Annotated in this window: 12 protein-coding genes; 11 read left to right on the forward strand and 1 reads right to left on the reverse strand. The window is 52.4% G+C overall.

Features of this window, described 5'->3' with window-relative positions:
- Window positions 1-380: 380 nt before the first annotated feature.
- The 6 genes from AB7E14_RS11635 to otsA all read left to right on the forward strand — a co-directional run bounded on the left by AB7E14_RS11635 (window position 381) and on the right by otsA (window position 7,215).
- Window positions 381-938, forward strand: a complete 558-nt coding sequence (locus AB7E14_RS11635) for a DJ-1/PfpI family protein (protein WP_316961760.1) — start codon at window positions 381-383, stop codon at window positions 936-938.
- Window positions 939-1,256: 318 nt separating this feature from the next.
- Window positions 1,257-2,246, forward strand: coding sequence for an arabinose ABC transporter substrate-binding protein AraF (araF, locus tag AB7E14_RS11640; RefSeq protein WP_043000322.1), 990 nt, complete (start codon window positions 1,257-1,259; stop codon window positions 2,244-2,246).
- An 85-nt stretch (window positions 2,247-2,331) separates the two neighbouring features.
- Entirely contained in the window at window positions 2,332-3,846 is a 1,515-nt protein-coding gene (gene araG / locus AB7E14_RS11645; protein WP_044328750.1) for an arabinose ABC transporter ATP-binding protein AraG, read from the forward strand.
- 14 nt (window positions 3,847-3,860) lie between these two features.
- A complete protein-coding gene (gene araH, locus AB7E14_RS11650; protein ID WP_043000324.1) occupies window positions 3,861-4,853 on the forward strand; it encodes an arabinose ABC transporter permease AraH in 993 nt (330 codons plus the stop codon).
- Window positions 4,854-5,018: 165 nt separating this feature from the next.
- Window positions 5,019-5,819, forward strand: a complete 801-nt coding sequence (gene otsB, locus AB7E14_RS11655; protein WP_316961759.1) for a trehalose-phosphatase — start codon at window positions 5,019-5,021, stop codon at window positions 5,817-5,819.
- Window positions 5,794-7,215, forward strand: a complete 1,422-nt coding sequence (gene otsA / locus AB7E14_RS11660) for an alpha,alpha-trehalose-phosphate synthase (protein ID WP_044328734.1) — start codon at window positions 5,794-5,796, stop codon at window positions 7,213-7,215. The genes otsB and otsA overlap by 26 nt, the downstream gene beginning before the upstream one ends.
- Window positions 7,216-7,231: 16 nt before the next feature.
- Here otsA and uspC read toward each other — a convergent pair whose 3' ends face one another.
- Entirely contained in the window at window positions 7,232-7,660 is a 429-nt protein-coding gene (uspC, locus tag AB7E14_RS11665; RefSeq protein WP_043000327.1) for a universal stress protein UspC, read from the reverse strand.
- A 794-nt stretch (window positions 7,661-8,454) separates the two neighbouring features.
- Here uspC and flhD point away from each other — a divergent pair.
- The 5 genes from flhD to cheA form a co-directional block, all read left to right on the forward strand.
- Window positions 8,455-8,805, forward strand: coding sequence for a flagellar transcriptional regulator FlhD (flhD, locus tag AB7E14_RS11670; RefSeq protein WP_043000328.1), 351 nt, complete (start codon window positions 8,455-8,457; stop codon window positions 8,803-8,805).
- A 2-nt stretch (window positions 8,806-8,807) separates the two neighbouring features.
- The gene (gene flhC / locus AB7E14_RS11675) at window positions 8,808-9,386 is read left to right on the forward strand and encodes a flagellar transcriptional regulator FlhC (RefSeq protein ID WP_042318680.1); all 579 of its coding nucleotides are present in this window, start codon (window positions 8,808-8,810) and stop codon (window positions 9,384-9,386) included.
- A gap of 125 nt (window positions 9,387-9,511) precedes the next feature.
- Window positions 9,512-10,405 carry a flagellar motor stator protein MotA gene (gene motA, locus AB7E14_RS11680; RefSeq protein WP_043000329.1) on the forward strand — a complete coding sequence of 298 codons (894 nt, stop codon included), beginning with the start codon at window positions 9,512-9,514 and terminating at the stop codon, window positions 10,403-10,405.
- Window positions 10,402-11,331: a flagellar motor protein MotB gene (gene motB / locus AB7E14_RS11685; protein WP_043000330.1), complete on the forward strand. Its 930-nt coding sequence runs from the start codon at window positions 10,402-10,404 to the stop codon at window positions 11,329-11,331. Before motA ends, motB begins: the two co-directional genes overlap by 4 nt.
- A gap of 4 nt (window positions 11,332-11,335) precedes the next feature.
- On the forward strand, window positions 11,336-12,927 hold a 1,592-nt coding region (gene cheA, locus AB7E14_RS11690), incomplete at its 3' end, for a chemotaxis protein CheA (protein WP_428169540.1).

Genomic DNA, 12,927 nt, shown 5'->3' on the forward strand with positions numbered 1-12,927 from the left:
GCATCAATGGAATAAGAAAATCCTTAAGTGGCATTGTTTATGATTTTTTACACATTACTGAAGTTAATACATCACCCCGTATTTGGTAAACATAATGTGAAATTATATATCTGATTGATTTTGTTGAAACTTGAATGGCTTTATGATTTTGAAATGATGTTTTAAGTCACAAAAGTGGATAGTTTAGCGTGGTAATATCAGAATATTGATAATCTTTACCGTCCCTGCCGCGATAATAATCCTGTGAAACCGTTCTGGCAGAAATAATGCCAGTTTGTCTCTTACTAAAAATCAGGGCAGCGACATCTTGTTCAATTATAACCGAATGATTAATTCGTCATTTTCGGTGTTATCAGCCTGTAATAAATGAGGAAAGGTGAATGAAAAGAGTGGCCGTCTTGCTGGCATCGGGTTTCGAGGAAGCGGAAGCGATCGTTACTATTGATATCTTGCGTCGTCTGAATATTGACGTCGATACCCTGGCCTGCGCGGAATCTCGCGCCGTCGTGAGCTACCACAATGTCCCAATGGTCACCGATTACACGCTGGCGGGGCAACAGGAGCGCCTGTATGACGCGGTGGTGCTGCCGGGCGGCCCACAAGGGAGCGTAAACCTGGCGGCGAATCCACAGGTTATTGAGTTTGTCTCGCGCCATGATGCCGCCGGAAAATTAATTTGTCCCATTTGTTCAGCGGCCGCTCGTGTATTAGGCGGCAACGGCTTACTGAAGGGGCGTCGTTATGTCTGCTCAGGCGATCTCTATAAAACGGTGACTGATGGCGTTTATGTTGATGCGCCGGTTGTGGAGGATGGGCATCTCCTGAGTGGTAAAGGATTAGGCCATATTTTTGATTTTGCCCTGACGCTGTCAGCCCGTTTGTTAGGCAATGACCAACCCGTTCGTGAACATGCTGAACATATCTATTATCCGTGGTAATTCGTTCGTACCCGAATACAGGGGGATTCGGGTACAAGGATTTGTGAGCTGACCTTATGGATTAATGTGCTACGCCACTTTTTATTTGTCTGACAATTACCCCATTTCTTATGTCATTTTCCGCTGAATTTATGTACGCAATTACTGTAATTCTGCGGTGTGATGCCGCTCTCCTATGGAGAATCAATTTCCCGCTACAACTATTCCAGCACTGGCACTTATCTTGAGTTCTTTTGGTAATGCCTTGTTTTTCGTCTGAATTACATAAAGTCGTTGAATATTACCCTACATAAAATGACGCTAAAGCTGGAGTTAACCATGCACAAATTCACTAAAGCGCTGGCAGCCATCGGTCTGGCTGCCGTTATGTCACAATCCGCTATGGCAGAATCGATGAAACTGGGTTTTCTGGTGAAACAACCGGAAGAACCCTGGTTCCAGACGGAGTGGAAATTTGCCGATAAAGCCGGGAAAGATTTGGGCTTTGAAGTGATTAAAATTGCGGTGCCGGACGGCGAGAAGACGCTGAATGCGATTGACAGCCTGGCGGCGAGCGGGGCGAAGGGGTTTGTTATTTGTACCCCGGATCCAAAACTGGGTTCCGCCATTGTCGCGAAGGCGCGCGGCTATGACATGAAAGTGATCGCCGTGGACGATCAGTTCGTCAATGCCAAAGGCAAACCGATGGATACCGTCCCGTTGGTGATGATGGCGGCAACCAAAATCGGCGAACGTCAGGGCCAGGAACTGTATAAAGAGATGCAGAAACGGGGTTGGGACGTCAAAGACACCGCGGTGATGGCGATTACGGCCAACGAACTGGATACCGCACGTCGTCGTACCGGCGGTTCGATGGAAGCGCTGAAAGCCGCCGGTTTCCCGGAAAAACAGATTTACCAGGTTCCTACCAAATCTAACGATATCCCCGGCGCATTTGATGCTGCCAACTCCATGCTGGTTCAGCACCCTGAAGTTAAACACTGGTTGATTGTCGGCATGAACGATAACACGGTACTCGGCGGCGTGCGCGCCACTGAAGGCCAGGGCTTTAAGGCGGCGGACGTGATCGGCATTGGTATTAATGGCGTTGACGCAGTGAGCGAACTGTCGAAAGGGCAGGCGACCGGCTTCTACGGCTCACTGCTGCCAAGCCCGGACGTTCACGGTTATAAATCCAGCGAAATGCTCTACAACTGGGTGACTAAAGGCGCAGAACCACCGGCATTCACCGAAGTGACTGACGTGGTGCTGATCACCCGTGACAACTTCAAAGAAGAGCTGGCGAAAAAAGGGTTAGGCGGTAAGTAAGACGACAGCAAGTGAAAAGCCGGATGGCATCGCTCATGTTGCCATCCGGCAACCGGTTAGAACGATACTGACTCACGGAGACGTTATGCAACAGTCTACCCCGTATCTCTCATTTCGCGGCATTGGTAAAACCTTCCCCGGCGTTAAAGCGCTTACGGATATCAGTTTTGACTGTTACGCCGGTCAGGTGCATGCGCTGATGGGTGAAAATGGCGCCGGGAAATCAACGCTTTTAAAAATTCTCAGCGGTAACTATGCGCCAACCACGGGCTCTTTGGCGATTCGCGAGCAGGAAATGCGCTTCGCGGATACCACCGCCGCTCTGAATGCCGGCGTTGCCATTATTTACCAGGAATTACATCTCGTGCCGGAGATGACCGTTGCCGAGAATATCTATCTCGGGCAACTGCCACACAAAGGCGGCATTGTGAACCGTACTCTGCTTAATTATGAAGCGGGTTTACAACTTAAACATCTGGGGATGGATATCGATCCTGCGACCCCTCTGAAGTATCTCTCCATCGGCCAGTGGCAGATGGTGGAAATTGCCAAAGCACTGGCGCGCAACGCCAAGATTATTGCCTTCGATGAACCGACCAGTTCGCTCTCTGCAAGGGAGATCGAAAACCTGTTCCGGGTGATACGCGAACTGCGTAAAGAAGGGCGCGTCATTCTCTATGTTTCGCACCGCATGGAAGAGATTTTCGCGCTCAGTGATGCGATTACCGTGTTTAAAGATGGCCGTTACGTGAAAACCTTTACCGACATGCAGCAGGTCAACCACGATGCGCTGGTGCAGGCGATGGTTGGGCGCGATCTGGGCGATATTTACGGCTGGCAGCCACGTCCCTATGGCGCAGAACGCCTGCGTTTGCATGCCGTAAAAGCGCAGGGCGTACGCACACCCATCAGCCTTACGGTACGCAGCGGCGAAATCGTTGGGCTGTTTGGGCTGGTAGGCGCGGGCCGCAGTGAGTTAATGAAAGGCTTATTTGGCGGCACCCGTATCAGCGAAGGGCAGGTGTACATCGACGAAAAACCGATTGATATCCGCAAGCCGGCGAATGCTATCGCGGCAGGCATGATGCTGTGCCCGGAAGACCGGAAAGCGGAGGGGATCATCCCGGTGCATTCGGTACGTGACAACATCAACATCAGCGCCCGGCGTAAGCATGTGCTGGGGGGATGTGTGATCAACAACGGATGGGAAGAAACCAATGCTGACCAACACATTCGCTCGCTGAATATCAAAACCCCCAGTGCCGAACAGTTAATTATGAATCTCTCCGGTGGTAACCAGCAAAAGGCGATTCTCGGTCGCTGGCTATCGGAAGAGATGAAAGTGATTTTGCTCGACGAACCGACGCGCGGCATTGATGTTGGCGCGAAGCACGAAATTTATAACGTTATTTATGCCTTGGCCGCACGCGGCGTTGCCGTGCTGTTCGCCTCCAGTGACCTGCCGGAAGTCCTCGGCGTGGCTGACCGCATTGTGGTGATGCGGGAAGGAGAGATCGCCGGGGAATTACTTCACGAACAGGCGGATGAGCGCCAGGCGCTAAGCCTTGCGATGCCTAAAGTTAGCCAGGCTGTCGCCTGAGAAAGGAGAGAATGATGTCTTCCGTAACAACTTCCGGATCGGGCGCACCAAAGTCGCCATCACCCTTTAGCCTGGGACGTATCTGGGACCAGTATGGCATGCTGGTGGTCTTCGCCGTCCTGTTCCTCGCCTGCGCTATTTTTGTGCCGAACTTCGCAACATTCATCAACATGAAAGGGCTGGGGCTGGCGATCTCCATGTCGGGCATGGTGGCCTGCGGCATGTTGTTCTGCCTGGCATCAGGAGATTTTGACCTGTCCGTGGCGTCGGTGATTGCCTGTGCCGGGGTGACCACGGCGGTGGTCATCAACATGACCGAAAGCCTGTGGATTGGCGTGGGGGCGGGTCTGCTGCTGGGGGTGCTGTGCGGGCTGGTTAACGGCTTCGTGATTGCACAACTCAAGATCAACGCGCTGATCACCACGCTGGCAACGATGCAAATCGTCCGTGGTCTGGCATACATCATTTCCGACGGTAAAGCGGTGGGGATTGAAGACGAGCGCTTCTTTACCCTCGGCTACGCCAACTGGTTCGGCTTACCGGCACCGATCTGGCTCACGGTAGGCTGCCTGATTATCTTTGGCTTGTTGTTGAACAAAACCACCTTCGGGCGCAACACGCTGGCGATTGGGGGCAACGAAGAGGCGGCGCGTCTGGCCGGGGTGCCGGTGGTGCGTACCAAAATCATTATTTTCGTGCTCTCCGGTCTGGTCTCTGCGGCAGCCGGGATTATCCTCGCCTCGCGTATGACAAGTGGACAGCCGATGACCTCCATTGGCTATGAACTGATCGTCATCTCCGCCTGCGTGTTAGGCGGCGTTTCCCTGAAGGGCGGCATCGGAAAAATCTCATATGTGGTGGCGGGTGTCCTGATCCTGGGGACCGTGGAGAATGCGATGAACCTGTTGAACATTTCGCCCTTCGCACAGTACGTCGTACGCGGCTTGATCCTGCTGGCAGCAGTGATCTTCGACCGTTACAAACAAAAAGCCAAACGTACGGTCTGATAAAAAAGTCTAACTTTTGAGTCTAGTTCCTCTCCTTTGCCAGCCGCTACACCCGGCTGGCAATTGTCTTTGCAAATGGCGAGCATCGTCACACTGTCTATACTTACGGTTGCTTATGAGGCGCGATTCGCGCGGCTCAGATATAACAATAAGGAGGAGTACCGGGTGGCAGAACCGTTAACCGTAACCCCTGAACAGTCCGTGCACTATGCTTATTTTTTTGATCTCGATGGAACCCTTGCGGAGTTAAAGCCGCATCCAGACCAGGTGGTGATTCCTCCCACGATCCTTCAGATGCTCCACCACCTTGCAGAACGCAACGCAGGGGCTTTGGCATTGATTTCAGGGCGCTCAATGGTTGAACTTGACGCGTTGGCTCACCCCTGGCGCTTTCCGCTGGCAGGGGTGCATGGGGCTGAACGCCGTGACATCAATGGGAAAATGCATATTGTGCATCTCCCTGCGGCAATAGAACGCGATATTAGCGTGCAGTTACATACGGCGCTGGCGAAACTGCCGGGGACGGAGATGGAAACCAAAGGGATGGCGTTTGCGCTGCACTATCGACAGGCGCCAGAACATGAAGCTGCGCTGCAGGCGCTGGCACTGCGTATTACGCAAACCTGGCCGCAGCTTGCGCTCCAGCAAGGGAAGTGCGTTGTCGAAATTAAGCCGAAAGGCACCAATAAAGGTGAAGCGATAGCCGCGTTTATGCGTGAAGCGCCGTTTGCCGGGCGGGTCCCTGTTTTTCTGGGTGACGATCTGACCGATGAGACCGGGTTTCGCGTGGTGAACGAGGCGGGTGGCATTTCAGTGAAGGTGGGAGAGGGGGAGACGCAGGCACAATGGCGATTAGCCGGGGTGCCAGACGTCTGGCGCTGGCTGGAGTCTGTTTACACTGCACAACAAGAAACAACCATGAATGACAGGAGAGATGGCCATGAGTCGTTTAGTCGTAGTATCTAATCGAATTGCGCCCCCCGATAACAAAACCAGTGCAGGCGGCCTGGCCGTTGGTGTGCTGGGCGCGCTGAAAGCGGCGGGGGGACTGTGGTTCGGTTGGAGTGGCGAGCTGGGTAACGAGGATCAGCCATTAAAAAAGGTCACCCGGGGCAATATCACCTGGGCGTCGTTTAACCTGAGCGAAAAAGACCACGAGGAGTATTACAACCAGTTCTCTAATGCCGTGTTGTGGCCCGCCTTTCACTACCGCTTAGATCTGGTGAATTTTCAGCGCACCGCCTGGGAAGGCTATCTGCGGGTGAACGCGCTGCTGGCAGATAAGCTGCTGCCGTTACTGAAAAAAGATGACATCCTCTGGATTCATGATTATCACCTTTTGCCGTTCGCCAGCGAACTGCGTAAACGTGGCGTGAATAATCGTATTGGTTTCTTCTTACACATTCCTTTCCCAACGCCGGAAATCTTTAATGCGTTGCCGTCATCGGAAGAGTTGCTTGAGCAGTTATGCGACTTTGACCTGCTGGGATTCCAGACTGAAAACGACAGGCTGGCCTTCCTTGACTGTCTCTCCAGCCTGACGAGAGTCACGACTCACGATACGCGCAGCCACACGGCCTGGGGAAAATCGTTCAGCACCGAGGTGTATCCCATCGGAATCGAGCCGCAGGAGATTGCCCAGCAGGCTTCTGGTCCATTGCCGCCAAAACTGGCGCAGCTGAAAGCGGAGCTGAAGAATCTAAAGAATATCTTTTCCGTTGAGCGACTGGATTACTCAAAAGGGTTGCCAGAGCGTTTTCAGGCCTACGAGGCGTTGCTGGAGAAATACCCTCAGCATCATGGAAAAATCCGTTATACGCAGATTGCGCCCACTTCACGTGGCGATGTGCAGGCGTATCAGGATATCCGTCACCAGCTTGAGACAGAAGCCGGGCGCATTAACGGTAAATACGGGCAACTGGGCTGGACGCCACTGTTCTATCTCAACCAACATTTCGACCGCAAATTACTGATGAAAGTGTTTCGCTATTCAGATGTAGGGCTGGTCACGCCGCTGCGAGATGGTATGAATCTGGTGGCGAAGGAATTTGTGGCTGCCCAGGACCCCGCCAATCCAGGTGTTCTGGTGTTGTCTCAGTTCGCCGGTGCGGCAAATGAGCTGACCTCAGCGCTGATCGTCAATCCTTACGATCGCGATGAAGTCGCGGCGGCGCTGGATCGTGCACTCACGATGCCGCTTTCCGAGCGTATTTCGCGGCATGCTGAGATGCTGGAGGTGATTGTCAAAAACGACATCAACCACTGGCAGGAGCAGTTTATCAGCGATCTAAAGACGATCACCCCGCGCAGCGCTGAAACTCTTCAGCAGCGGAAAGTCGCGACGTTTCCAAAGCTTGCCTGAGCGAGGTTTTCGGGGATCAATCACCTTCAAGCGGGACCAGCAGGACATCCACCAGGCTTGAACTCACCACACTTTTCGCCGAGCAGGAGGCTCGCGAAAAGAAGCTATGGTTGTGGTTGCCACAGATGACCAGATCCACGTCGTGTTTGCGGCACACGTCCAGAATATGCTCGCTTAACTCGCCGTAGGTAATGAACGTCTGCGCGATCGGATAGCCCGCCTCTTTCCCCAGTTTTTCAAGAAAATCAGTGGTCTCCTCATGCATTACCGCGCGTAAATCCTCCAGCATGGGGGCGGCAAATTGATTGTATAACTCGGGGTCGGAGGCGAGGGTGATGAGGCTAATTCGTGCGTTGACGGGACGGGCAATGGAGACGGCTTTCGCCAGGAGTTGTTGGCTTTCCGGGGTGACTGCCACGGCGACAAGAATGTGGGTGTAGCTCATAACTCGCTCCTTATTGCAAGAATATGAGGTGGTTCTTCAGCATTACTCCGATTTGCTGACAACTGCAATGCCTCTATATGACAATAATGTGAACGCTATCATAATTATTCATTAATATTCCTTATAAGTGGAACTCAGGAATAACTAAAAAAGTTAACCAAATCGATTGACTTAAATTAAATCAGCGAGTCAATCAAAATTTGGTTTAACAAATTCATGTTCGTGATTAATCGCAATCTAATCATAAGCTCTGCGTATTCATAAAAATAAGTAACAATTAACATGTTGTTTCACAAGCATAAAAATAATTTTGCTTGCGGAAGCAGATAAATGCATTTCAATTATTTTACTTACGTGATATTAACGCTGGTTGCGTAAAATCTTTCGCCGCCCCTGACGCTTGATTTAATACCCGTGAGAATAAAATGGCGTTTTGCTGATTAATTTCCCAGCAAAATAAAAGCCCAACTGATGGATTTATGTTAACGATTAAGTTAATTTATGTGATGCGCATCACATATTTTCCAAATTCGCAGCGTGGGTTTGTTGTATGTCTCGGGTGTGACGAGTACAGTTGCGTCGAATTAGGAAAAATCTTAGGCATTTGTAAGAATTCATGTGCTCGCGTTACAACCAGGCAAGATGCCAGCGTGACGCGCGCATTGATGTTTTAAGCGCCTGAGTCGAAGGTATGTGTTTGACCTATTTGCTTTTTTTACCGGGAATTCCCGGCGACATCACGGGGTGCGGTTTTTCCGCATAAAAATAAAAGTTGGTTATTCTGGATGGGAATAATGCATACATCCGAGTTGCTGAAACACATTTATGACATCAATTTGTCATATTTACTCCTTGCACAGCGTCTAATTGTTCAGGACAAAGCGTCCGCCATGTTTCGTCTCGGAATCAATGAGGAAATGGCGACCTCTCTGGGGGCGCTGACCCTTCCGCAAATGGTAAAACTGGCAGAAACGAATCAGCTTGTGTGTCATTTCCGTTTCGACAGTCATCAAACCATTACGCGTCTGACTCAGGATTCCAGAGTAGACGATCTCCAGCAAATTCACACCGGTATCATGCTGTCCACGCGTCTGTTAAGTGATGTCAATCAGGCTGATGAAACCGCGCGTAAGAAAAGGGCCTGATGATGAGTGAAAAAAGCATTGTTCAGGAAGCTCGTGATATCCAGTTAGCGATGGAATTGATCACACTGGGTGCCCGTTTGCAAATGCTGGAAAGCGAAACGCAGTTAAGCCGCGGTCGCCTCATCAAGCTGTACAAAGAACTTCGCGGCAGTCCCCCGCCAAAAGGCATGCTGCCGTTTTCCACTGACTGGTTTATGACCTGGGAGCAAAATATACATGCTTCCATGTTCTGTAATGCCTGGCAGTTCTTACTTAAAACGGGCCTGTGTAGCGGTGTTGATGCCGTCATTAAGGCGTATCGACTGTACCTGGAACAGTGTCCGCAGGGTGAAGATGGGCCGCTGTTGGCGTTGACTCGCGCGTGGACGCTGGTGCGTTTTGTCGAAAGCGGCTTGCTTCAGTTATCAAGCTGTAACTGCTGTGGTGGTAATTTCATTACCCACGCTCACCAACCTGCGGGCAGTTTTGCCTGCAGTTTATGCCAGCCGCCTTCCCGTGCGGTAAAAAGACGTAAACTTTCCCAGGATGCTGCCGATATTATTCCACAACTGCTGGATGAACAGATCGAACAGGCTGTTTAACCGATACGGTGTGGACGAAACACTCCAGCAGCGGTAAGTCATTACCGCTGCTTTTTTTTGCCTCGCCAACGCGTTAACGCCCCGACTGCGCATCCTGTCATAGTCAACAGCAGAAGGATGATGTCGTGCTTATCTTATTAGGTTACCTGGTGGTTATTGGTACAGTTTTCGGCGGTTACATGATGACTGGTGGAAACCTGGGGGCACTCTATCAACCGGCTGAATTTGTCATCATCGGTGGCGCGGGAATAGGGGCATTTATCGTGGGTAACAACGGTAAAGCCATCAAGGGGACACTGAAAGCGCTGCCGTTACTGTTTCGTCGTTCGAAATACACCAAAGCGATGTATATGGATCTGCTGGCACTGCTCTATCGCCTGATGGCTAAGTCTCGCCAGCAGGGGATGTTCTCGCTTGAACGAGACATTGAGAACCCGAAAGAGAGCGAAATTTTTGCCAGCTATCCCCGTATTCTGGCCGACTCGGTGATGCTGGAATTCATCGTCGATTACCTGCGCCTGATCATCAGCGGCAACATGAATACCTTCGAGATCGAAGCGCTGATGGACGAAGAGATTGAAACGCACGAAAGTGAATCGGAAGTCCCGGCCAACAGCCTGGCACTGATGGGGGATTCACTGCCGGCGTTTGGTATCGTTGCGGCGGTGATGGGGGTTGTACACGCCCTCGCGTCAGCGGATCGACCGGCTGCAGAACTGGGCTCACTGATTGCCCATGCGATGGTCGGTACATTCCTCGGTATTCTGCTGGCCTACGGTTTTATTTCACCGCTTGCCAGCGTCCTGCGTCAGAAGAGCGCGGAAACGAGCAAGATGATGCAGTGTGTGAAAATCACGTTGCTGTCAAATCTGAACGGTTACGCCCCGCCGATCGCCGTCGAGTTTGGACGTAAAACGTTGTATTCCAGCGAGCGCCCGTCATTCATTGAACTGGAAGAACATGTTCGCGCCGTGAAAAACCCGAACCAACAGCAGCAGACGACGACTGAGGGCGCATGAAGAATCGGTCTCATCCTATCGTCGTGGTTAAACGGCGCAAACATAAGGGGCATGGCGGCGGCGCACACGGATCGTGGAAGATTGCTTACGCTGACTTTATGACCGCCATGATGGCCTTTTTTCTGGTGATGTGGCTCATTTCCATCTCCAGCCCTAAAGAACTGATTCAGATTGCCGAATACTTCCGTACCCCGCTGGCGACGGCGGTGACGGGAGGGAATCGCATTTCCAATAGCCAGAGCGCGATTCCTGGCGGTGGCGATGACTTTACCCAGCAACAGGGTGAAGTGAATAAGCAGCCGAACCTCGATGAACTGAAAAAACGTATGGAACAAAATCGCCTGAGCAAACTGCGTGGCGACCTCGATCAGCTCATCGAATCGGATCCCAAACTGCGGGCGCTGCGTCCGCATCTGAAGATTGACCTGGTGCAGGAAGGGCTGCGTATTCAGATTATCGACAGCCAGAATCGCCCGATGTTTAAAACCGGTAGCGCCGAGGTTGAGCCTTATATGCGTGACATCCTGCGGGCAATCGCCCCGGTGCTGAACGGTATTCCCAACCGTATCAGCCTGTCCGGGCATACGGATGATTTCCCTTACGCGAACGGTGAAAAAGGCTATAGCAACTGGGAGCTCTCTGCCGATCGCGCCAATGCTTCGCGGCGTGAACTGGTACAGGGCGGTCTGGATGACGGAAAAGTATTACGGGTGGTCGGCATGGCCGCCACGATGCGTATGAGCGATCGCGGTCCGGATGACGCCATCAACCGCCGAATCAGTCTGTTGGTGCTGAACAAACAGTCCGAACAGGCCATTTTGCATGAAAACGCTGAAAGCCAGAACGAGCCGGTAAGTGTATTACAACAGCCTGAGGCCAGTCCGCAGGTAAGCGTTCCCACATCGCCACCAGCCAATCCGAGGTGATAGCGTGAGCATGGATATAAGCGATTTTTATCAGACTTTTTTTGATGAAGCTGACGAGTTGTTGGCTGATATGGAGCAACATCTGCTCGATCTGGCGCCCGAAGCGCCGGATGCCGAGCAACTGAATGCCATATTTCGTGCAGCGCACTCCATCAAAGGGGGCGCCGGCACGTTCGGCTTTACCGTTTTGCAGGAAACCACGCATCTGATGGAGAACCTGCTGGATGATGCGCGTCGCGGTGAGATGCAGCTCAATACCGCCATTATCAACCTGTTTTTGGAAACGAAAGATATTATGCAGGAACAGCTCGATGCCTATAAAAGTTCGCAGGAGCCGGATGCCGCCAGTTTCGAATACATCTGCACGGCATTACGCCAGTTAGCGCTGGAAGCAAAAGGTGAAACCGCGCCAGCGGTGGTGGCGAATGCCCGACTGAGCGTGGTCGACAACACGACACCTGACGACGTGGTCGTGGCAGAAGAAGCGAAATTACGCATCTTTCTCTCGCGCCTGAAGGCCAGTGAAGTGGCCCTGCTGGAAGAAGAGCTGGGCAATCTGTCCACCCTGTCTGATGTCGTCAAGGGCGAAGACAGCCTGGCGGCCACGCTTGATGGCGACATTGCAGAGGATGACGTCATTGCCGTGCTGTGCTTTGTGATTGAAGCCGACCAGATTGCCTTTGAGAAAGTGGTGACAGCGACGGCACCCGCGGTCCAGCCGGAAGTGGCTGAAGTGGTTGCGGTCGAACAGCCTGTCGTCGCCGTCCCAGCGGTGAAAGCGGTTGGCAGAGAAGCGCAAACCGGACGCGTAGAGCGGGAAAAACCGGCACGCGCCAGTGAATCCACCAGCATTCGCGTGGCGGTGGAGAAGGTAGATCAGCTGATCAACCTGGTCGGTGAGCTGGTGATTACCCAGTCAATGCTGGCCCAGCGTTCGAACGAACTCGACCCGGTCAATCACGGCGATCTCATCACCAGCATGGGGCAGTTACAACGTAACGCCCGCGATCTGCAGGAATCGGTGATGTCGATTCGTATGATGCCCATGGAATACGTGTTCAGCCGCTTCCCGCGTCTGGTGCGCGACCTGGCGGGCAAGCTTGGTAAACAGGTTGAACTGACGCTGGTCGGCAGCTCGACGGAACTCGACAAGAGCCTGATTGAACGCATTATCGACCCGCTAACGCACCTGGTGCGTAACAGCCTCGACCACGGTATCGAACTGCCGGAAAAACGCATGGAATCCGGTAAAAATGTGGTGGGCAATCTGATTTTGTCGGCGGAACATCAGGGCGGCAACATCTGCATCGAAGTGACCGATGACGGGGCTGGACTGAACCGCGAGCGCATTCTGGCGAAGGCGATCTCCCAGGGGATGGCGGTCAATGAAAACATGACCGATGACGAAGTGGGGATGCTGATTTTTGCCCCAGGCTTCTCGACGGCCGAGCAGGTGACCGACGTTTCCGGACGCGGCGTGGGTATGGATGTGGTGAAACGGAATATCCAGGAGATGGGTGGCCACGTTGAAATCCAGTCGAAGCAAGGGACCGGCACCACCATTCGTATTTTGCTGCCGCTGACGCTGGCGATCCT

The organism is Citrobacter sp. (genome assembly GCF_050252275.1).
Lineage (GTDB): Bacteria > Pseudomonadota > Gammaproteobacteria > Enterobacterales > Enterobacteriaceae > Citrobacter_A > Citrobacter_A amalonaticus.

Bases quoted from the DNA above. Each gene is read 5' to 3' on its own strand.
- AB7E14_RS11635 (WP_316961760.1), top strand. From the start codon at position 381: ATGAAAAGAGTGGCCGTCTTGCTGGCATCGGGTTTCGAGGAAGCGGAA.
- araF (WP_043000322.1), top strand. From the start codon at position 1,257: ATGCACAAATTCACTAAAGCGCTGGCAGCCATCGGTCTGGCTGCCGTT.
- araG (WP_044328750.1), top strand. From the start codon at position 2,332: ATGCAACAGTCTACCCCGTATCTCTCATTTCGCGGCATTGGTAAAACC.
- araH (WP_043000324.1), top strand. From the start codon at position 3,861: ATGTCTTCCGTAACAACTTCCGGATCGGGCGCACCAAAGTCGCCATCA.
- otsA (WP_044328734.1), top strand. From the start codon at position 5,794: ATGAGTCGTTTAGTCGTAGTATCTAATCGAATTGCGCCCCCCGATAAC.
- uspC (WP_043000327.1), bottom strand. From the start codon at position 7,660: ATGAGCTACACCCACATTCTTGTCGCCGTGGCAGTCACCCCGGAAAGC.
- flhD (WP_043000328.1), top strand. From the start codon at position 8,455: ATGCATACATCCGAGTTGCTGAAACACATTTATGACATCAATTTGTCA.
- flhC (WP_042318680.1), top strand. From the start codon at position 8,808: ATGAGTGAAAAAAGCATTGTTCAGGAAGCTCGTGATATCCAGTTAGCG.
- motB (WP_043000330.1), top strand. From the start codon at position 10,402: ATGAAGAATCGGTCTCATCCTATCGTCGTGGTTAAACGGCGCAAACAT.